This window comes from Amycolatopsis sp. NPDC059657 (genome assembly GCF_042734395.1).
Taxonomy (GTDB): domain Bacteria; phylum Actinomycetota; class Actinomycetes; order Mycobacteriales; family Pseudonocardiaceae; genus Amycolatopsis.
The window spans coordinates 75,567-95,384 of sequence record NZ_JBHWEB010000020.1; the positions used below are offsets into that span (position 1 = coordinate 75,567).

Consider the following 19,818-nt stretch of genomic DNA (forward strand, 5'->3'; position numbering starts at 1 on the left):
GTCTAAAGGGGACCCAGGTCTCCGGCGAGTACCTGACGCATCGGCGGCCGGTCGGCGACCAGCACGTCGGTGACGTCGGGGAGCCACTCGCCGGAGACCTGGACGAACTGCGTGAGCTGAGCGGGATCGTCGGACTCGATGCCGCAGCGGGACAGCGCGGTGCCAAGGATCTGGCGTGCCATCACGCCGAGTTGCAGCAGCGAGCGGTTGCGGTGCTTGCGGACGCCGAGGTTGACCTGGGCGAGCGCGTCGAGGCCGTAGTTCGCCTCACAGTCGAGCAGCAGGCCGATTTCGACGCCGTAGCCGGCCGCGAACGGCACGGACTCGAGGAACTCCCTGGTCGCGGCGTACTCGCCGCCGAGCGGCTGGACCAAACCGGACAACGCGGGACGCAGCGCCGAAAGCACCGGGCGCGCGAGCAGTTCGGTCACGCGGCCGCCGCCGCTGCTCTCCAGCCGCAGCGGGCGGCGATAGAAACCCTTGACCAGGTGGACCCCGTCAGCGGTGAGCAGCGGGCCGAGCAGCGTCGGCACGAACGCGGGATCGGGCTCGACGAGGTCCGAGTCGAGGAAGACGACCAGGTCGCCGCTGGTCGCCGCGAGCGAACGCCAGAGCACCTCGCCCTTGCCAGGCACCGGGGCGAGGCCGGGCAGCACGTCCTCGCGGTGCACCACGCGCGCGCCCGCGGCCTCGGCCAGCTCGGCGGTGGCGTCGGTACTGCCGGAGTCGACGACCACCAGTTCGTCCACAATGGACCCGAGCAGCGGGCGGACGGACGCGACGACGGCGCCGACGGTCTGCTCCTCGTTGAGCGCCGGTAGCACCACCGAAACCGTCCGGTCACTCTTCGCTGCCAGAATCTCGTCGAGTGTCCAGTCAGGGTCCTGCCAGGTACGCCGCTCGAACCAACTCATGAGTAGTGATCGTGCCATGCTGGATGTCAGGAACCGTCCCAGGAGGAGTTTTGCTGCAAGCCTTGGTCCGATTCGCGCTGGCACCGCTGGCTCGGACGATCTACCGGCCCACCGTCATCGGCGCCGAGACCATCCCGCTCACCGGACCGGTGATCTTCGCCGCCAACCACCGCGCGGCACTCGACACCGGCGTCATCGCGCTCACCGCGCCGCGGCCGGTCAGCTTCCTCGGCAAGGCTGAATACTTCACCGGCACCGGCCTCAAGGGCCGCGCGATGGCCGGGTTCCTGACCGGTCTCGGCTACGTCCCGGTCGAGCGCGGCAACGCCCAAGCGGGCCTCGCCGCACTCGAAGCCGCACGCAAGGTCCTCGACGCGGGCGGCGCGTTCGGCATCTACCCCGAAGGCACCCGCTCACTCGACGGCCGCCTCCACCGCGGCCACACCGGCGTCGGCGCGCTCGCGCTGGCCACGGGCGCGCTCGTGGTCCCGGTCGGCATCACCGGCACCGAGGGCCTGCAGCCCCGAGGCGAGCGCATCCCCCGCCGCGCCCACGTCACGGTCCGCTTCGGCGAACCCATGGACTTCGCCCGCTACGACGGGATGGACGCCTCACCCGCGATCCGCCGGGCCGTCACCGACGAGATCATGTACACGATCCTGAACCTCTCGAACCAGGAGTATGTGGACAAATACCACAAACGCCCCAATCAGGACGCCGCCTGAAACTCCGAATGTGGCTTTCGTCAGATGAGATCTGACGAAAGCCACATTCGGGGTTTCACGAGTCCTTGGCCCAGTCAGGCCTGGCAGGCGGCTCGTAGGTGGCGAAGGCGTCCAGCAGGACGGCGGGGTCCGGGTCGACCACGATGAAGTCGCGGTGGGCGGGCCGGAGGAAGCCTTCGGTGACCATGTGGTCGACGAACACCCGCAGCGGCGCGTAGTAGCCGGCCACGTCGACCAGGCCGAGTGGTTTCGTGTGCAGGCCGAGCTGGGCCCAGGTCCAGATCTCGAACAGCTCCTCGAGCGTGCCCGCGCCGCCGGGAAGCGCGAGGAAGCCGTCGGACAGTGCGGCCATCTTGGCCTTGCGTTCGTGCATGTCCGCGACGATGTGCAGTTCGGTCAGGCCGGGGTGGGAGATCTCGACCGAGCTGAGTGCCTCGGGGATCACGCCGATCACCTCACCCCCGGCGGCGAGCGCGGCGTCCGCGACGGCACCCATGGTGCCGACGCTCGCGCCGCCGTAGACCAGCCCGATGCCCCGCGACGCCAGTAGCGTGCCGAGTGCCGCCGCCGCGGCGGCGTACTCCGGCGAGTTGCCCATCGACGAGCCGCAGAACACGCAGATCCGCCGCATCAGTGCGTGTCTTCCCAAGCCTGGAAGGACTCCTTGACCACGCGGACCGCGTCGTCGATGTCGTCGGTGATGTGCAGCAGGTCGAGGTCCTTCTCGCCGATCTTGCCCTCGGCCAGCAGTGTCTTCGAGACCCAGTCGTAGAGCCCGCCCCAGTACTCGCTGCCGAACAGCACGACCGGGAACTTGGTGACCTTCTTGGTCTGCACCAGCGTCAGCGCCTCGAACAGCTCGTCGAGGGTGCCGAAGCCGCCCGGCAGGCAGATGAACGCCTGCGAATACTTGATGAACATCGTCTTCCGCACGAAGAAGTAGCGGAAGTTGACGCCCAGGTCGACCCAGCGGTTCAGGCCCTGCTCGAACGGCAATTCGATGCCGAGCCCGATGGACATGCCGCCCGCCTCGGCCGCGCCGCGGTTGACCGCCTCCATCGCGCCCGGTCCGCCGCCGGTGATGGCCGCGAACCCCTCGGCGGCCAGCGCGGCGCCGATCTTGCGGCCGAGTTCGTACTCCGGGTGGTCACGCGGGGTACGGGCCGAGCCGAACACGGTCACCGCGCGCGGCACCTCGGCGAGCGCGCCGAAGCCCTCGACGAACTCGGCCTGGATGCGCAGCACCCGCCACGGGTCGGTGTGCACCCAGTCGCTCGGGCCGCGCGTGTCGAGCAGGCGCTGGTCGGTGGTGCCTTCGTCGCGCTGCTCACGCCTCTGCACGACGGGACCCTTGTGCCGCTCCGGCGGGTTCTCCGGGTAACGGTCTGCTGTCTGATCACTCACGCACTCAGACTAGGACTCGTGAGTGTTCCGGGCGGTTAGAACCGCCCGGAACACTCACGACCTTGCTAGTTGCGACCTGCCAGCGAGAAGGCGAGCAGCGCGGTCGACGTGAAGTCGATGGCTGGCTCGTTCGTCTGCCAGGCGATGACCGAATCCATGTAGCGCGAGGCCTTGCTGTCGAACTTCTCGTAAGGCTTCGTGCACGCCTTGGAACCTTCCGGCAGCGGCTCGTTCGAGAAGAGCTCCGTCCCGTTCGGACCGTTGACGACCGCGCCGTAGAGCAGCTTGTCCGGGATCAGGTTGGCGATCTGGTGGTGCGGGCACTGCGGCCATGTGGTGCCGATGCCGACCACCAGCGAGACACCCCACGCGTTCGCGCCGAGTGTGAAGTTCCGCTGCTGCACACCGAAGGCGTCGTACTTCGAGTCGCCGGTCACCCGCTTGTAGAGCCGGGCGGTGGCCGCGAAGCCGTAGCTCTTGCTGGCCGCGTCGAAGGTGGTGATCTCCACCGCGGTGCGGAACGGGCTCTTCGCCGCGACCGCGACACCGGAGTCGAGCTGGCGGCGCAGGTCCGCGACGAGGTCCTTTTCGGCCACCTTGGCGCCGGACAGCCCGCGCTTGAGGATCCCGGCGAGGTCGGCGTGCGCGAGCGCGCTGGTGTCGTAGAGGTTCAGCGTCGACTTGTCGCCGCCCGCGATGTACTCCTTGGCCCACTGGGTCGCGGTGCGCGCGTAGTCGTCGGCCTTGGCGTCACCGAGCTTCTTGGCGGCCAGCGCGAGCTGGGTCGCACCGAGCTCCATGTCGTCGTGCCAAGAGTCTTCGGGGTAGTAAGCGTGCGGGAACGCGGAGACCAGCTCGCCGACATTGGTGGTCTTCGCCTGGGCGAAGATCGACGCGGCCTCGGCGAAGTACTTCTTCGCCTTCGCCGGGTCACGGTCCGCCTGGACCTGCGCGCCGAGCGCGAAGGCGGCGGCGACGCGACCGGCCAGGTTCGGGCTGATCTGCGCGCCCGCGGCGTTGGCCGCGAACACCGGGCGGTACTTCACGTAATACTTGGGGTCGCCCGGCTTGACGTTCAGCGCGTCGTCCGCTTCCGGCAGCCGCCACACGTCGTGGTCGCCGAGGAAGCCGAACTTCTCGCTGCCGGTGCCGATACCGACCTGTGCGTAGAGCGTCTTCGACTGCTCGTCCCACATCTTGTCGAGCCACTTGAGGCCGAAGCAGACCTCGTCGGCGAGCGCGGAATCGTACTTCTCACGCAGCACGAAACCCATCTCCGCCAACGAATACGCCGAGTTCGAGGTGAACTTCACGTAGTCGCCCGCGTCCGCCCAGCCGCCCTCGACGTCACGCTTGGCGCCGGTGGCCTTCAGCGGCTCGAGGATCTCGTCGCCCTCCGCGCCGCCGAACTTCGGCTCGGCGTAGACGGCACCGTTGGCGTCGTCGAGGTGCGAGGCCTTGCGGCCGAGCCTGCCGGGGATGACGTTCTTGCCGTCACGCTGCGCCTGGAAGAACTCGTTGTTCGCGCGGACCAGCGGGTCGAACAGGTTGCCCGTGGTGTCGACGCGGAACACCGGCGAAGTCGCCTTGTTCGTCCCGGTGACCTCGACCTTGTACTTGCCAGGCACCTTCAGCGCGGTCAGATCGAGCTGGTAGACGGCCTTGTACTTGGTGCTCCAGGTACCGAGGCTGCTCCCGGTCTTGCCGGTCAGCACCTTGGCGCCCTTGTCGTTCACGACCGTGTAGGACGAGCTGCCGGAGGCGCCGATCAGGTAGGCGTACTTCGCTTCGGTGACGCCATAGCCGACCTGGTCGACTCGCACCTCACCCGCCGTGGCGGCCTGCGCGGGCGCGACAGCCACCGCCAAACCGCCTACGAGAAGGGAGGAAATTACCCCAATGGACCGAAATCGGGTACGAAGCATGGGCGTACTTCCCTATTAATAGTTAAGAAAGTTTCCTATTTCGGATGGGGAACCTAACCGCTGTCACATGCGCACGTCAATATGTCCGTTTCGCACGGCCGCACTGATGATCTTGTTAGTTACCAACGGTGCTGCCCTCCCCGCGGAAGTGATCTACCGTGTGTCGATGACCGGAGAATCGCTGGGCGCGCGCATTCGCCGGTTACGCACCGCACGCGGCTGGACCCAGCGGGAGCTGGCCGAGCCGAGGTACGACCGGGGCTTCCTGGCCAAGGTCGAGACGGGTACGCGGCCGCCTTCGGACGAGGTGCTCGATTACCTCGCGCGACGACTCGGGCTGACCGTCGACGAACTCCGCTTCGGCAGGCCACCCGGTATCGCCGAGGCATTGTGGGCAGAGCTGGAAGACGCTTACCGCGCTCTCCAGCAAGGCCGCGTCGCCGACGCTGACACGATTTTCGGCAGCGTGACCAAGCGCGCGATCACCTACAAGCTGCCCGATGTCGAGTGCTACGCCCGGTTCTGCCGCGCCGAGGTGCTTTGGCAGGGTTACGACATCGAGGGATCGAGAGCCGCCTTCGAGCACGCCGCCCAGCTCGGGCCGAGCGCGCCCGCGTGGCTGCGCGCGATGATCACCCACCGCTGGGTCACCTGCGAGTACCTGCTCGGCGCCGCCGGGGCGGCGGTCGCGCACGCCGAGGTGGCACTCGCCGAGGTCCGCGCGGCCACCCCGGTCGACCCGGACGCCGAGCTCGCATTGCTCAGCGCGCTGATCCACCCACTGGTCGAAATGGGTGGACTTCGCCGCGCCAGGCGCGCGGCCGAGGACGGCAGGCTGGCGGCGGCACTGGCGGCGCGTCCCGACTTCATCGCCCGCTATCACCGCCAGGCCGCCCAGCTCTGGCAGGCGGTCGGGCTCGCCGACCGCGCCGACGACGACCTCACCGAGGCGCTGCGCCTGTTCACCTCGCTCGGCTACGACCGCGACGCGGCCCGCTGCCGCTGGGCGCGGGGATTCCTCTTGCGCCGCATGGATCGACTACCCGAGGCGCGCGCCGAACTGACGGCGGCGCGCGATCTGCTGGCCGCAGCGGGCTCCCGAGAAGGCATACTCGGCGCGACGATCGAGCTCGCCGACGTCCGGCGCCGCCAGGGTGCGCTCGACGAGGCCGAGGCGCTGATCGAGGACGTCCGCCCGCTGCTCGACGACGCGCCCGACGTCGAGGCGATCGGCGAGGTACACCGGCTGCTGGGGCTCATCGCGCACGCGCGAGACGATCTTCCCCGCGCCACAACGCTTCTGCGGCTCGCCGCCGACGAACAAGAACGCGCGTCACTGCGTAGCTCGCTTGTCAACACGTCTCTCCATCTGGGAGACGTGTTGCGCGCACAAGGATTGCTCTCCGACGCCGTCCACGCCTACCGGCGGGGCGTACTGGCCGCGGTGGACAGCGATTCGGATGTAGTTGGATAAAACCATACGAAAGTAGCGATGCGTGCATGTGGACGGCAAAACCCTTGCTGTTCAAGGGAATGTGTACGCAAGTTAAGGGGACGGTAAGGCCCCGCTAGGCCATTCGGCGCATTGACGGTCTACCACACAGATTCTTTACTCAGGTGTGTCCGGCGTCATAACACCAGTTATGCACGCGGACACGTCTGGTCCCCGCACACCGTGATCCCCGTCCGGTCGATGGCGCCCCATCCCTACTTCGTCGAGCCGGAAAAAGCACGGTTCTGCCTCCCTGGAAGGAAACAGATGACTCCTCAGCGAGGGCTTCGTACAGGCCTGGCGGCCATCGCCGGCCTGGCCCTTTCACTCGCGGTGCCGGTGAACCCGGCCGCCGCGACCGTCACCGCACAGCCGGCGAGCCCCGAACTCGCCGCTGCCAGCGCCGCCGACCAGGCCGCCGCGGCCGGTGTCGACCAGCTGAGCAAGGGCGCCGACGAGGCGTTCCGGCGGCTCGGGGTCACCCCCGGTGGCGCCGGCCTCTTCTACGCCTCCTACGAGCGCACCTACCGCGGCCTGCAGGTCATCGGCGGCGACGCCGTGGTCGTGGCCGACGGAGCAGGCCGGGTCCGCGGCACCGCCGCCGCCGAGACCGCGCCGATCACCGTGGGCACCACCCCGACGGTGACCGCGGACAAGGCGACCCAGATCGCGCGCGGCCAGCTGTCCAAGGTGGACAGTGTCGCCTCGCCGAAGCTGGTCGTGCTGGCCGGTGCCACGCCGAAGCTGGCCTACGAGGTCGTCGTCGCAGGCAAGAAGGAAGCGACGCCGAGCAACCTGCACGTCTTCGTCGACGGCGCCACCGGCGCGGTCATCGACACGCGCGACGATGTCAAGGCGGACAACGACTTCGTGCCGCAGTCGGCCAAGGTCGCGCAGAACACCGCGACCATCCAGGGCGCGGGCAACAGCTACTACGTCGGCAACGTCACGATCGACACGACGAACTCCGGCGGCACCTACTCCATGAAGGACCCGACGCGCAGCAACCTCAGCTGTGCCAAGGAGAACGGCTCCGTCTTCACCGGACCGGACGACAACTGGGGCAACGGCACCGGCACCGACCTCGAAACCGGCTGTGTCGACGCGCTCTACTCGGTGCAGACCGAGTGGAAGATGCTCAACGACTGGCTGGGCCGCAACGGCATCAACGGCAACGGCGGCGGCTTCCCCGCCTACGTCGGCCTGAACGACGTCAACGCCTACTGGAACGGTTCCTCGACCCACTACGGGCACTCGCAGGACAACAAGCGCCAGGCCACCAACATGGACGTCGTCGGCCACGAGTACGGCCACGGCATCTTCCAGAACACCCCGGGTGGCGCGGGTTCCGGCAACGAGAACGGTGGCCTCAACGAGTCCACCGGTGACATCTTCGGCGCGCTGACCGAGCACTACGCGAACAACCCGAAGGACACCCCCGACTACGAGGTCGGCGAGCTGCTGAACCTCGTCGGCAGCGGCCCGATCCGCTACATGTACCAGCCGAACAAGGTCTCGGGTCACCCGAACTGCTACTCCTCGTCGATCCCGAGCACCGAGGTGCACGCCGCCGCCGGTCCGCAGAACCACTGGTTCTACCTGCTCGCCGAGGGTTCGGCCCCGTCGGGCAAGCCCGCCAGCCCGACCTGCAACAACTCGTCGGTCACCGGTATCGGCATCCAGAAGGCCGGCAAGATCTTCTACAACGGCCTGCTGAAGAAGACCTCCGGCTGGAACCACAAGGCCGCCCGCAAGGCCACCCTGGAAGCGGCGATCGCGCTGTTCCCCGGTTCCTGCACCGAGTTCAACACCACCAAGGCGGCTTGGGACGCGATCAGCGTGACCGCCGTGGCGGGCGAGCCGACCAGCTGTGGCGGCCCGGCGGACAACGACTTCTCCATCGCGGCCTCCCCGAACTCGGGCACCGTGACGGCGGGCGGTTCGGCCACCACCACGATCAGCACCTCGGTCACCTCGGGCAACGCCCAGTCCGTCGCGCTCACCGCCTCGGGCCTGCCCGCGGGCGCCACCGCGACGTTCAACCCGGCCACCATCCAGTCCGGCGGCCAGTCGACGCTGACCATCGCCACCTCGGCCTCGACGCCGAACGGCACCAGCGTCATCACGGTCACCGGTGACGGCGCGAACATCGACCACACCACGCAGTACACGCTGAGCGTCGGCACCACCGGGACGCGCACGTTCACCAACGGCACCGACTTCCCGATCAACGACTTCGGCACGGTCAACTCGCCGGTCTCGTCGACCGCTTCGGGCAACGCGGTTTCGCCGGTGAAGCTCTCGATCACCGCTTCGCACACCTGCGCCGAGGACCTTCGCATCCAGCTGAAGGCGCCGGACGGCAGCGTCTACTCGGTCAAGCCGACCGGGTTCTCCCCCTGCACCCAGTTCGGTACCCGCACCTACTCGGTCGCGGTCACCAACGAGGTCGCCGCGGGCACCTGGACCCTCGTGGTCTACGACGCCTACTCGCAGGACACCGGAACGCTCGACAGCTGGACCATCACGGTCTAGTCACCCCTGAAGTCGAGTCCTCTTGAGACGGCCCCGGGTGGCGATCCCACCCGGGGCCCTTTTTCTGGAAGGAAAACCCATGAAACTCGGTTTACGGCTGCGCGCGAGCGTGACGGCCTTCGCCGGGCTCGCACTCGTCTTCGGCGCGGTCACCGTGCCTGCCGAAGCGACGACCAACGCGGCACCGGACATCTCGCTGGCGAACGTCAAGGCGCACCTCAACGCGCTGCAGACGATCGCGAACCAGAACGGCGGCAACCGTGCCGCGGCCGGTGGCGGCTACGCGGCTTCAGTGTCCTATGTGGAGGGTAAGCTCAAGGAGGCCGGGTACACGGTCACCCGGCAGACCTGTACCAGCTGTGCCGGGCAGAGCCAGAACCTGATCGCGGAATGGCCGCAGGGCGACGCGAACCAGGTCATCATGCTCGGGTCCCATTTGGACAGTGTGAGCGCCGGGCCTGGTATCAACGACAACGGCTCCGGCTCGGCCGCCGACCTCGAGGTCGCGCTGACGCTGGCCAGGACCAACCCGTCGATGGCCAAGCGCGTCCGCTTCGGCTGGTGGGCCGACGAGGAGTCCGGCCTGCGCGGCTCGAAGTTCTACGTGAACAGCCTGTCCTCGACCGAACGCGCGAAGATCAAGACCTACCTGAACTTCGACATGATCGCGTCGAAGAACTTCGGGCACTTCGTCTATGACGACGTGGCTTCGATCAAGGCCGTCTTCGACGAGTACTTCTCGTCGATCGGCGTGCAGACCGAGGGCGACAGCGAAGGCGACGGCCGCTCCGACCACGCCTCGTTCAAGGCGGTCGGCATCCCGGTCGGCGGCCTCGCCACCGGCGCCGGCGCGATCAAGACCTCTTCGCAGGCCCAGAAGTGGGGCGGCACGGCCGGTCAGCCGTACGACGCGTGCTACCACCGCGCCTGTGACACCACGGCCGCCGTCGCGGACGTCCCGATGGACCGCAACAGCGACGCGATCGCTTACGCCGTATGGAAACTGGCCGTCGGCGCGCCGGTCGGCAACGACTACTCGGTCTCGCTCTCGCCGACCTCCGGCACCGTCCAACCCGGACAGTCCGCGCAGGTTTCCCTGTCCACCAGCGTGACTTCGGGTTCGGCGCAGTCGGTTTCGCTGAGCGCCTCGGGCCTGCCCGCCGGCGCGACCGCGTCGTTCAGCCCGGCGACCATCCAGTCGGGCGGCTCATCGACGCTGACCATCGCGACCTCGGCGTCCACCCCGAACGGCACCAGCACGATCACGGTGAACGCGGACGGCGCGGACGCCGACCACTCGGCGACCTACACGCTGACCGTGGGCACCTCGAGCACGCGGACGTTCACCAACGACACCGACTTCCCGATCGACGACTTCGGCACGGTCAACTCGCCGGTCTCGTCGACCGCTTCGGGCAACGCGGTTTCGCCGGTGAAGCTCTCGATCACCGCGTCACACACCTGCTCGGAAGACCTTCGCATCCAGCTGAAGGCGCCCGACGGCAGCGTTTACTCGGTCAAGCCGACCGGGTTCTCGCCGTGCACGCAGTTCGGGACCCGCACGTATTCGGTGCCGGTGACGAACGAAGCGGCTTCGGGTACCTGGACTCTGGTGGTTTATGACGCATACTCGCAGGACACGGGTGTGCTGGGCAGCTGGACCATCACGGTCTAGCCGGTTACGGAGGTGGCGTGACGGCGGAGGAGGTCGGCGCGCGTCTGCGCAGGCTGCGTGCGGAACGCGGCCTGACGCAGCGAGCGCTGGCGGAACCGCACTACACGGCCGCCTATGTGTCCTCTGTGGAGACCGGAGCGCGCACGCCGTCCGGCGACGCGCTCCGGCACTTCGCCGAGCAGCTCGGTATCGAGGCCGACGAGCTGCTCGGCGGAACCTCCCCGCGTGACGTGGTCCGCCTCGACCTCGACCTGGCACTGGCCGCGGGCGACTTCCTCGACGGCGTCGACGCTTCGGTCCGCCTGCGCCGCATCGCCCGCCGCGCCGAGCGCATGGGCAGGCGCCGCCAAGCAGGCTTGGCCTGGCTGTGGCTGGCGCGGTTCTCCTCAGGTGACGCCCGCGCGAAGCTCGTCACGGCCGCCGAAAGCGCCTTCACCTCCGACGTGGCGCCGTACCGTGGGCTGGTGGTCCCGCTGCGCGCCACCGTGCTGGACGAGTGGGGCGAGCCGCACTACGCGATGCACCTGCTGCAGACCTGTCACGACGAGCTGATGCGTGACGGTTATCCGCATCCCTTGCTGCTGCTGACTTTGCGGGCCCATCTCGCCGAAGGCCATCTACGGCTGGGAAACCTGGCGCAGGCGGCACCGTTCGCCGACGACGCGCTGCGACTCGCCCGCGGCCGCGACGACGTGTTGTCGGAGCTCATCGCCTACCAGCTCGATCTGTGCCGGACGTTTCTGGCCGACGAGCACTTCACCGACGCCGCCACGGCGGTCGCGGTCGCCCATGACCTTCTCCACGAGCGCGCGCTGCGCCCGGCGATCGCCCGCTGTCTCCTGGTCCGCGCGCGAGTCCGCCCGGCGGGCGCGCTCGCCGACCTGCTCGCGGCGCGCGAGGCGACCGTTCCCGGCGACACTCGCGCGATCACGCTCGAACTCGCCGAGGTCAGCAGGCGGGAGGGCAGGCTGGACGAGGCGCTGGCCTTCCTGTCGGAGATCACGGTCGGCGACGACGATCCACTGGCGGCCGCGGTCCGCTACCAGCTCGGCGCGCTGGCGGTCTCGCGCGGCGACGCGTCATCGGCGGAAACCGAGCTGTCCCAGGCGATCGACCTCGCGACCAGGCTGGACGCGCGTGACGTGCTCGTCCGGTCACTCGACCACGCCGGCACGCTGCTGGCGTCGCAAGGACGCCTGGACGAAGCCGCCGACCTGCTCCGCGAAGGCCTGCTCAAACTAGGCGCGGAAAAGGACTCGTGAATCATGGGCTGATGAGTGATCTCGTGTCGCACCTGGAAGCCCGGCTAGGTCCCATGCGTGGGGGCTGGCGCGACGATGTCGACCCTGAAAGCGGCCTGCAGGTCGCCGGGTTCGGCCAGGACGTGCCGTTCGCCGGGGTGACGACGCTGGTCACGCTGGGCCTGTCGAACACGCACCTCGAAGGCGGGCATCAGGAATTGCTGATGCACCTGCCGGTCGGTATGGGCGACATGGGCCCGGCGCTGCTCGACTTCGCCCGCAAGCTGAAGGCGAGCGGCCGGGTGCTGCTGCGCGGCGAGTACGTCCGCCTCGGCGAAGGTTTCCTGGGCACCGGCGAGATGTCCGGGCTGCTCGCGTACAGCCCGGTGTACCTGCCTGATGGCTTCGGCACCTGCGACCTCGGGGACCGGACGATCATCATCGCGTGGCTGATCCCGATCACCCCGGCCGAGGAACGCTTTGTCGACACCCACGGCTGGCACGCGCTCGAAACCGCCTTCGCCACCGAGGACCCCGACCTCACCGACCCGAACCGGCCGACGGTCGCCGCCGCTCACTGACGTTTCCGCAGCTCAGGGCTCGTGAGCGGGATTGCCGGTTCTAACCGGTCATACCACTCACGAGCCCTTGAGGAAGGCCTTCAAGATCTGGGTGACCTGGCGGATCTCGCCCGCGCGCACGTTTTCCTGGCGGGTGTGCGCCAGTGTCGGGTCGCCGGGGCCGAAGTTCACCGCGGGCATCCCCATCGCCGCGAACCGGGCGACGTCGGTCCAGCCCAGCTTCGCCACGGCCTCGCCACCGGCGGCGGCGACCAGCTCGGCGGCCGCGGGAGCGCTCAGCCCGGGCAGCGCACCGGGCGAAAGGTCCACAACGGACACATCGAAGCCGTCGAAGACCTCGCGCAGGTGCTGCTCGGCCTGCTCGGGTGACCGGTCGGGCGCGAACCGGTGGTTGATCGTCAGCACCGCCTCGTCCGGCACGACGTTCCCGGCGACGCCGCCCGAGATCTTGGTCGCCTGCAAGCCCTCGCGATACGTGAGACCGTCGATGTCGACCACGCGTGCCTCGTAGGAAGCCAGGCGCCGCAACGGTTCCGCCAGCGCGTGGATGGCGTTCGAGCCCATCCACGCGCGCGCGGTGTGCGCACGCGCGCCGGTGGCGCGCAGGTCGATCCGCATGGTGCCCTGGCAGCCTGCCTCGATCACCGCGTTGGACGGCTCGCCGACGATCGCGAGGTCAGCCTGCAGCCACTCAGGCAGCTCGCGCTCGATACGGCCGAGGCCGTTCTTGGTCGCTTCGACCTCTTCGTTGTCGTAGAAGATGAAGGTCAGGTCGTGGCGTGGCTCCAGCACGGTCGCGGCGAGGTGCAGGAAGACCGCGTCGCCGCCCTTCATGTCGACGGTGCCGAGGCCGTGCAGGATCTCGTCGTCGCCCGAGCCCTCGCGGCGCAGCGGCAGGTTCTGGTTGACCGGCACCGTGTCCAGGTGCCCGGCGAAGATCACCCTCGACGGCTTGCCCAGCGAGGTGCGCGCGAGCACGGCGTCACCGTTGCGGACGACCTCGAGGTGCGGCGCCTGCTTGTCGAGCGCGGCCTGCACGACCTCGGCGATGCCCGCCTCCTGGCCGGACTCACTGAAGATGTCCACCAGCGTGGCGGTGATCTCGACGGGGTCGGCGTGCAGATCCAGCTCAGGCATGCCCCGCACGCTATCTGGTCACCGGACCGGGGCTACCGTGGCATGCGTGCGCAAGACCTTCGCCGTGATCGCCCTGCTGTTCATGCTGACCGCCTGTGGCCGGGAGGCCGGGCCGAAGCCGAAGGCGCCCGCGCCGGAACCGGGCCCCGACGCGCTGCCGACCAAGCTCACTGCGCTCAGCGTCGACCAGTGCTTCGTCGCGCCGAAGACCGAGGCGCCGAAGGGCTGTGAGAAGTACGTCACCGAGGTGGGCAACACCACCGCCACCGTCCGCAAGCGCGTCCCGGAGGCGGGACCGGCCGCGGACGCCGTCGACGCGGCCGTGAAGGTGTTCCGTACCAGCTCATGCAAGACCACGGCGGCGGCGGGCGGTGCTTGCACGCAGGCGCTGGTGGAAATGGCGAACGCGCTCGAGTCGGTGAAGACCACGGTGAACAAGCAGGCCACGACGGGTTAGCCTGTCCACCGTGAGCAACGCAGAAACGACCGGCGCACGCGGCGTCGGACTGGCCACCGTCACCCCCGACGGCACCGTGCTGGACACCTGGTTCCCGCAGCCCAAGCTGACCGAAACGGGCACCTCCGGCGTCGAGCGCCTGTCCGCCGAACAAGCCGCCGAGATACTCGGCGACGCGGCCGTCGCGCTGCTCGGCCCTGACACCGACCGTGGCGTCGAGGTCGTCGCGGTGCGCGTCACCATCGGCAGCCTCGCCGACGCGCCCGCCGACGCGCACGACGTCTACCTGCGCCTCCACCTGCTCTCGCACCGGCTGGTCCAGCCGCACGGGCAGAACCTGGACGGCATCTTCGGCCTGCTGGCCAACGTCGTCTGGACCAACCACGGCCCGTGCCCTGTCGAGGGCTTCGAGGCGACCCGCCTGCGCCTGCGCGCGCGTGGCCAGGTCACCGTCTACGGCGTCGACAAGTTCCCCCGCATGGTCGACTACGTCGTCCCCGCCGGCGTCCGCATCGGCGACGCCGACCGGGCCCGCCTCGGCGCGCACTTGGCGACCGGCACCACGGTCATGCACGAGGGCTTCGTCAACTTCAACGCCGGCACGCTCGGCGCCTCGATGGTCGAAGGCCGCATCTCGGCCGGTGTGGTCGTGGGCGACGGCACCGACGTCGGCGGCGGCGCGTCGATCATGGGCACGCTGTCCGGCGGTGGCAAGGAGACCATCTCGATCGGCGAGCGCTGCCTGATCGGCGCCAACGGCGGCATCGGCATCTCGCTCGGCGACGACTCGGTCGTCGAAGCGGGCCTGTACGTCACGGCGGGTACCAAGGTCCACGTCGACGGCAAGGTCGTGAAGGCCCGTGAGCTGTCCGGGATCTCGGGCGCGGTGTTCCGGCGCAACTCGGCCACCGGCGCGGTCGAGGTCGTGCCGCGCGGCGGCGTCGGCATCGAACTGAACGCGGCGCTGCACGCGAACTGAGCCTGTGTGAAGGGGTCCTTCACCAAGCCAGGCTTGGGGTATGACCCCATGAAGCAAATGATAACACTTGTGCGGGTGAATAGTTTTCCAAAAATTGTAGTTGTGTCCGGCGTAAATGTGGCCGCCAAAAAGCGGACCCGCCGCCTGCCCAAGACGACGACGCCTGCCGAACTCGGCCTCGGCGACCACCCGGCGAAACCCGGTCCTGGCGATCCACCCGTCGACCATCTCCGCGCCCAGCTCGACACCCAGATCCGCGAGCTGATCGCCCGCGAGCCCGGCACCCGCAGCGGCGCCGATCCCGAAGACCTGCACCAGATGCGCGTCGCGCTGCGCCGCATGCGGAGCACGTTGAAACTGTCCGGCGGACTGCTCGGCCCCGAAGCCGAGACCGTGCGAGCGGAACTCGGCTGGCTGGGCCAGTCGCTCGGTGAGGTCCGCGACTACGACGTCCTCATCGAGCACCTGCGCGAGGTCGTCGCCGAATTCGAAGCCCGCGACCAGCTGGCCGGACGCGAGCTCGTGTCGAAGTTCGTGGCCGAGCGCGGCGTCGCCAAGCGGAAGCTGACCCGACTGCTCGGCACGCCTCGCTACGCCGCCTTGCTGGTGAGCGCCGCCCGGCTGGTCACCGAACCCGCCGAGTTCACTGTGTCCGCTGTGTCTGATGTGGACGCACCGCACGCAGTGATCAGCCTCGATAAGCCCTACCGCAAGCTCGCGAAGGCCGTCGGCAAGCTCCCCCTCGATCCCCCCGACGACGACCTCCACGCGCTCCGCATCCACGGCAAACGTTTGCGCTACGCCGCCGAGCTGGCCCAGTCAGCCGCCAAGAAGAAGCAGGCGGCCAAGATCAAAGCGCTGATCAGCGCGACCAAGGACCTCCAGACCGTCCTCGGCGACCACCAGGACGCCGTGGTGGCGGCCGACCGCATGCGCGCCGCCCTCGACACCCTCACCCCCCAGGCCGGCTTCATCGCGGGCCGCATCGCCGAGCGCGAACTCACCCGCCGCACCGAGGCCCGCGCCGCCTGGCCCGCCGTCTGGGCCAAGGTCGACACCGCCGCGGCCCCGGTCGTCGCCCCCTGACCTCGGGAAAAAAATCCCAATGCGGCATTCGTCAGGTTTCCGCCTCCCAATGTGGCGTTCGTCAGCTCAGAGCTGACGAACGCCACATTGGGGGTTCCAGAGCTGACGAACGCCACATTGGGATTTTTTTAAGCGGCTAGACGCTGGTCACGGGGCCGACGTAGCCGTCGGGCCGGATCTGGAAGCGGCCGGTCCCATAGGCGGACAGGGCGTGCCCACCGAAGTCGGCGAACTCCTGGCCTCCGACCAGGGCGAGGCCAGGTGAGACCACCAGGTCGGTCCAGCCGGGGCCGCGGAAGAGGTCGAACAGGCGCACGCGCTTGCCGTTGGCGTCGGTCAGCGGGGCGTCGGGGGCGCGGTCACCCGAGGTCAGCGGACCGGGGGCCGGGCGGGAATCCGAGGCGAGGGGGCCGCCCCGGTAGCCGACGCCGAGCTGGTGCGTCGACTCGTCGCGCTTGAACGCGTCCGCCTCGCCGTCGACGTGCTTCTGGAGCAGGCCGGTCGACAGGCCGAGCACCTCGGCCGCGACGGCTCGGCGCTCGGCCTCGTAGCTGTCGAGCAGTTCGGGGGAACCGTCGGCCAGCTTCCAGCCGAGGTTGTAGGCGTCCTGGACGCCCGTGTTCAGGCCTTGGCCGCCGGTCGGCGGGTGGACGTGCGCCGCGTCGCCGGCGAGGAAGATCCGGCCGGCGCGGAACCTCGCGGCGAGCCGCACGTTCGGGCGCCAGACCGTCGACCAGGCCAGGTCGTGCATCCGCAGTGCGCGACCGGAGTGCTTGTCCAGCAACGCTTGCAGCCGCTCCAGCGACGGCTCCGCCTCTTCGAGCGGCGCGCCGAACTGGAAGTAGTCGCCGCCGGGCAACGGGGTGAGCGCGATCCCTTCGCGCATTGAGTCTCCGCTCGAGAACCAGTAGCCGTAGTCGTGGTCGAGGCCGTCGACCTTCACATCGCCGAGCAGCATTCGGATCGACTCGTCGGTCGTGCCCTCGAAGGCGATCCCCAGCGTCTTGCGCACGAAGCTGCGCCCGCCGTCCGCGCCGACGAGGTAGTCGACGTGGACGGTCTCCCCCGGCAGCACCACGTCGACACCGGCCGAGTCCTGCGAAAACCCGATGACCCCGGTGTTCAGCTCGACGCGCACACCGAACTCCGCGAGCCGCGCGCGCAGGATCGCCTCGGTGTCGTTCTGCGCCAGCACCCACGGGTTCGGGTACGGCAGATCCGGCGTCGGCTCCTTGAGCTCGCTCATCCGCGCGACCGCGACGAGCTCGCCGTGGGAATACGCCCGCATTTCGGACTGGTTGGCGCCCGCTTCGAGCACCGCGTCGAGCACGCCGAGGTCGTCGAAGACCTCCAGCGTGCGTGGCTGGATGCCGTCGCCGCGCGAGCCCGCGAGGTGCGCGGCGGCCTGGTCGACGATGCGGACGTCGACACCGCGCCTGGCCAGGTCGATGGCCAAGGTGAGCCCGGTCGGTCCACCACCCGCGATGAGCACCCTCATGACTGAATCTCCATTCACTGAACTGAGATTCAGTTTGACCACTGCTAGCGTCCCTTGTCAAGGAGGGGTGGATGAATCGCAAGGAGAAGGCCGCCGAAACCGAGCTGGCGCTCAAGGAAGCGGCCAAGCGGGTCTTCGCCGCGCGTGGCTACCTGAACACGAAGATCACGGACATCACCGCCGAAGCTGGCCGCGCGGCGGGATCGTTCTACAACCACTTCTCAAGCAAGGAAGAGCTACTAGAAGCCCTGCTCACAGACATGTTCGCGCAGGGCGACGAGTACGTCGCGGGCGATGACACGCACAGCCCCGACTTCACCGACCGCGCGGCGATCCGCTGGCATGTCGCGCAGCACTGGCACTTCTACCGCGAGCACCGCACGGAGCTGGTGGCACTACGCCAGGCGGCGCTGGTCAACGATGATTTCGCGCGACGACTGCAGCACCTCGTGACCGAGGGCAGCGATCATCTGCGCGACCATCTCGCCTACATCCCGCAGGCCGGCCTCACCCCGGCCGGGCCGTCGGACCTGCTGGTTTCCGCGATCGCGAGCCTGCTCGACCAGTTCGCCTACACCTGGCTCGCCGCGGGCGGCGACGGCTCCGGCCGCACACTCGACGACGACGAGGCCATCGACACCCTCACCAACCTGCTCCACCGAGGCTTGGCGGGCCAGGTGCCGTAGGCCCCCAATGCGTCTTTTGGTCCGCGGCAGGTGCCGAAAGACGCATTGGGGATATCGGGCGCCCTAGGAGGTCAGGCGTTCGGCGGCCGTGGCGATGCGCTCGTCGGTCGCGGTCAGCGCGATCCGCACGTGGTCACGCCCGGTCGGCCCGTAGAACGTGCCTGGCGCGGCGATGATGCCACGCTCGGCGAGCCACGAGATCGTCTTCCACGCGTCTTCGTCCCGAGTGGACCACAGGTACAGGCCTGCCTCGGAGTGGTCGACGCGGAAACCGCTGTCCTGCAACGCCTTCCGCAGCACCACGCGACGGCGTTCGTAACGCCCGCGCTGCTCGGCGAGCGCCTGGTCGTCGGTCAGCGCGGCGACCATGGCCTCCTGCACCGGCCGCGGCACGATCATCCCGGCGTGCTTGCGCACCTCGAGCAACCGCGCGACCAGCGCGGGGTCACCGGTGACGAACCCGGCGCGGTAGCTGGCCAGGTTCGCGGACTTCGACAGCGAGTGCACCGCGAGCAGCCCGTCCAACCGTCCACCGTGGACGGACGGGTGCAGCAGGGAAACAGGCTCGCTTTCCCAGCCGAGAGACAGGTAGCACTCGTCGGACACGACGATGACGCCGCGTTCCTGCGCCCATTCGACGACCTTGCGCAGATGCTCGACCCCGAGCACCCTGCCGGTCGGATTGGACGGCGAGTTCAGCCAGATCATCGCGGGCTTCTGCGGACCCAAAGCCACGAGACTGTCGGCGCGTAACAACGAAGCTCCCGCCAGCAGCGCACCGACCTCGTACGTCGGATACGCGACCTCGGGGATGACGACCAGGTCGCCCTGACCGAACCCGAGCAGCCTCGGCAGCCACGCGACAAGCTCCTTGGAGCCGATCGTGGGCAGCACGGCGTCGGCGGAGATGCCCTCGATGCCATGACGGCGCCGCAGCGCCTCGACCGCGGCCTCCCGCAGCGCGGGTGTGCCGTGCGTGGTCGGGTAGCCAGGGATCTCCGAGACCGAGGACAACGCGTCCTGGATGCTCCGCGGCACCGGATCGACGGGCGTGCCGACCGACAGGTCGACGAGCCCGCCGGGGTGGGCGCTCGCGGTGGCCTTGTACTCCGCGAGCGAATCCCACGGAAAATCAGGGAGAGAGATCATTCGCCCTGCGGGGGCAGCGCCTTGATGAAGGCGGGGTCGTGCGCGGTCTTGCCGACCTTGGACGCGCCACCCGGCGAGCCGAGCTCGTTGAAGAAGTCGACGTTCGCCTTGGTGTAGTCGGCCCACTGGTCGGGGACGTCGTCCTCGTAGTAGATGGCCTCGACCGGGCAGACCGGCTCGCAGGCACCGCAGTCGACGCACTCGTCGGGGTGGATGTAGAGCATCCGCTCGCCCTCATAGATGCAGTCGACGGGGCACTCGTCGATGCAAGCCTTGTCGAACACGTCGACGCAGGGCTCGGCGATCACGTAGGTCACGGGACACTCCTGCTTTT

18 protein-coding genes are annotated in these 19,818 nt (G+C 68.8%); 10 read left to right on the forward strand and 8 right to left on the reverse strand.

Annotated elements, in window-relative coordinates; genetic code table 11:
• Nucleotides 1-2 precede the first annotated feature (2 nt).
• Nucleotides 3-914: a glucosyl-3-phosphoglycerate synthase gene (locus ACFV15_RS13960; protein ID WP_378350617.1), complete on the reverse strand. Its 912-nt coding sequence runs from the start codon at nt 912-914 to the stop codon at nt 3-5.
• A 50-nt stretch (nt 915-964) separates the two neighbouring features.
• On the opposite strand from ACFV15_RS13960, the gene ACFV15_RS13965 reads away from it, so the two are divergent.
• Complete coding sequence (locus ACFV15_RS13965) at nt 965-1,639, forward strand: lysophospholipid acyltransferase family protein (protein WP_378350618.1); 675 nt, start codon at nt 965-967, stop codon at nt 1,637-1,639.
• Between the two features lie 55 nt (nt 1,640-1,694).
• On the opposite strand, the gene ACFV15_RS13970 is transcribed toward ACFV15_RS13965, so the two are convergent.
• The 3 genes from ACFV15_RS13970 to ACFV15_RS13980 form a co-directional block, all read right to left on the reverse strand.
• Complete coding sequence (locus ACFV15_RS13970) at nt 1,695-2,270, reverse strand: TIGR00730 family Rossman fold protein (protein WP_378350672.1); 576 nt, start codon at nt 2,268-2,270, stop codon at nt 1,695-1,697.
• On the reverse strand, nt 2,270-3,043 hold the full coding sequence (locus tag ACFV15_RS13975) for a TIGR00730 family Rossman fold protein (RefSeq protein ID WP_378350619.1): 774 nt from the start codon (nt 3,041-3,043) through the stop codon (nt 2,270-2,272). Before ACFV15_RS13975 ends, ACFV15_RS13970 begins: the two co-directional genes overlap by 1 nt.
• A gap of 65 nt (nt 3,044-3,108) precedes the next feature.
• On the reverse strand, nt 3,109-4,905 hold the full coding sequence (locus tag ACFV15_RS13980; RefSeq protein ID WP_378350620.1) for a glycoside hydrolase family 9 protein: 1,797 nt from the start codon (nt 4,903-4,905) through the stop codon (nt 3,109-3,111).
• A 229-nt stretch (nt 4,906-5,134) separates the two neighbouring features.
• On the opposite strand from ACFV15_RS13980, the gene ACFV15_RS13985 reads away from it, so the two are divergent.
• The 5 genes from ACFV15_RS13985 (at nt 5,135) to ACFV15_RS14005 (ending at nt 12,492) form a co-directional block, all read left to right on the forward strand.
• Nucleotides 5,135-6,442, forward strand: a complete 1,308-nt coding sequence (locus tag ACFV15_RS13985; RefSeq protein ID WP_378350622.1) for a helix-turn-helix domain-containing protein — start codon at nt 5,135-5,137, stop codon at nt 6,440-6,442.
• A gap of 285 nt (nt 6,443-6,727) precedes the next feature.
• Nucleotides 6,728-8,995, forward strand: a complete 2,268-nt coding sequence (locus tag ACFV15_RS13990) for a M4 family metallopeptidase (protein WP_378350623.1) — start codon at nt 6,728-6,730, stop codon at nt 8,993-8,995.
• 79 nt (nt 8,996-9,074) lie between these two features.
• The gene (locus ACFV15_RS13995) at nt 9,075-10,670 is read left to right on the forward strand and encodes a M28 family peptidase (protein WP_378350625.1); all 1,596 of its coding nucleotides are present in this window, start codon (nt 9,075-9,077) and stop codon (nt 10,668-10,670) included.
• A gap of 17 nt (nt 10,671-10,687) precedes the next feature.
• On the forward strand, nt 10,688-11,932 hold the full coding sequence (locus ACFV15_RS14000; protein WP_378350626.1) for a helix-turn-helix domain-containing protein: 1,245 nt from the start codon (nt 10,688-10,690) through the stop codon (nt 11,930-11,932).
• Nucleotides 11,933-11,943: 11 nt separating this feature from the next.
• A complete protein-coding gene (locus tag ACFV15_RS14005; protein ID WP_378350627.1) occupies nt 11,944-12,492 on the forward strand; it encodes a suppressor of fused domain protein in 549 nt (182 codons plus the stop codon).
• Between the two features lie 57 nt (nt 12,493-12,549).
• Here the strand turns inward: ACFV15_RS14005 and dapE are convergent, their stop codons facing one another.
• Nucleotides 12,550-13,629 carry a succinyl-diaminopimelate desuccinylase gene (dapE, locus tag ACFV15_RS14010; RefSeq protein ID WP_378350629.1) on the reverse strand — a complete coding sequence of 360 codons (1,080 nt, stop codon included), beginning with the start codon at nt 13,627-13,629 and terminating at the stop codon, nt 12,550-12,552.
• Nucleotides 13,630-13,675: 46 nt separating this feature from the next.
• Between dapE and ACFV15_RS14015 the strand changes: the two genes are divergently transcribed.
• The 3 genes from ACFV15_RS14015 to ACFV15_RS14025 all read left to right on the forward strand — a co-directional run bounded on the left by ACFV15_RS14015 (nt 13,676) and on the right by ACFV15_RS14025 (nt 16,151).
• Nucleotides 13,676-14,086: a hypothetical protein gene (locus tag ACFV15_RS14015; protein WP_378350631.1), complete on the forward strand. Its 411-nt coding sequence runs from the start codon at nt 13,676-13,678 to the stop codon at nt 14,084-14,086.
• Between the two features lies 1 nt (nt 14,087).
• Nucleotides 14,088-15,065, forward strand: coding sequence for a 2,3,4,5-tetrahydropyridine-2,6-dicarboxylate N-succinyltransferase (gene dapD / locus ACFV15_RS14020; RefSeq protein WP_378350674.1), 978 nt, complete (start codon nt 14,088-14,090; stop codon nt 15,063-15,065).
• A gap of 102 nt (nt 15,066-15,167) precedes the next feature.
• Nucleotides 15,168-16,151: a CHAD domain-containing protein gene (locus ACFV15_RS14025; RefSeq protein WP_378350632.1), complete on the forward strand. Its 984-nt coding sequence runs from the start codon at nt 15,168-15,170 to the stop codon at nt 16,149-16,151.
• Between the two features lie 136 nt (nt 16,152-16,287).
• On the opposite strand, the gene ACFV15_RS14030 is transcribed toward ACFV15_RS14025, so the two are convergent.
• A complete protein-coding gene (locus tag ACFV15_RS14030; protein ID WP_378350633.1) occupies nt 16,288-17,649 on the reverse strand; it encodes an FAD-dependent monooxygenase in 1,362 nt (453 codons plus the stop codon).
• A gap of 71 nt (nt 17,650-17,720) precedes the next feature.
• Here ACFV15_RS14030 and ACFV15_RS14035 point away from each other — a divergent pair, with 71 nt between their 5' ends.
• Nucleotides 17,721-18,335 carry a TetR/AcrR family transcriptional regulator gene (locus ACFV15_RS14035; RefSeq protein WP_378350635.1) on the forward strand — a complete coding sequence of 205 codons (615 nt, stop codon included), beginning with the start codon at nt 17,721-17,723 and terminating at the stop codon, nt 18,333-18,335.
• Between the two features lie 63 nt (nt 18,336-18,398).
• Here the strand turns inward: ACFV15_RS14035 and dapC are convergent, their stop codons facing one another.
• Together dapC and fdxA are read right to left on the reverse strand one after the other, a co-directional pair.
• The gene (gene dapC / locus ACFV15_RS14040) at nt 18,399-19,484 is read right to left on the reverse strand and encodes a succinyldiaminopimelate transaminase (RefSeq protein WP_378350637.1); all 1,086 of its coding nucleotides are present in this window, start codon (nt 19,482-19,484) and stop codon (nt 18,399-18,401) included.
• On the reverse strand, nt 19,481-19,801 hold the full coding sequence (gene fdxA / locus ACFV15_RS14045; RefSeq protein WP_378350638.1) for a ferredoxin: 321 nt from the start codon (nt 19,799-19,801) through the stop codon (nt 19,481-19,483). Before fdxA ends, dapC begins: the two co-directional genes overlap by 4 nt.
• Between the last annotated feature and the right edge of the window lie 17 nt (nt 19,802-19,818).

Excerpts from the sequence above, each read along its gene's own strand:
- ACFV15_RS13960 (WP_378350617.1), bottom strand. The coding sequence starts at position 914 with ATGAGTTGGTTCGAGCGGCGTACCTGGCAGGACCCTGACTGGACACTC.
- ACFV15_RS13970 (WP_378350672.1), bottom strand. The coding sequence starts at position 2,270 with ATGCGGCGGATCTGCGTGTTCTGCGGCTCGTCGATGGGCAACTCGCCG.
- ACFV15_RS13985 (WP_378350622.1), top strand. The coding sequence starts at position 5,135 with ATGACCGGAGAATCGCTGGGCGCGCGCATTCGCCGGTTACGCACCGCA.
- ACFV15_RS13990 (WP_378350623.1), top strand. The coding sequence starts at position 6,728 with ATGACTCCTCAGCGAGGGCTTCGTACAGGCCTGGCGGCCATCGCCGGC.
- ACFV15_RS13995 (WP_378350625.1), top strand. The coding sequence starts at position 9,075 with ATGAAACTCGGTTTACGGCTGCGCGCGAGCGTGACGGCCTTCGCCGGG.
- ACFV15_RS14005 (WP_378350627.1), top strand. The coding sequence starts at position 11,944 with ATGAGTGATCTCGTGTCGCACCTGGAAGCCCGGCTAGGTCCCATGCGT.
- dapE (WP_378350629.1), bottom strand. The coding sequence starts at position 13,629 with ATGCCTGAGCTGGATCTGCACGCCGACCCCGTCGAGATCACCGCCACG.
- ACFV15_RS14030 (WP_378350633.1), bottom strand. The coding sequence starts at position 17,649 with ATGAGGGTGCTCATCGCGGGTGGTGGACCGACCGGGCTCACCTTGGCC.
- ACFV15_RS14035 (WP_378350635.1), top strand. The coding sequence starts at position 17,721 with ATGAATCGCAAGGAGAAGGCCGCCGAAACCGAGCTGGCGCTCAAGGAA.
- dapC (WP_378350637.1), bottom strand. The coding sequence starts at position 19,484 with ATGATCTCTCTCCCTGATTTTCCGTGGGATTCGCTCGCGGAGTACAAG.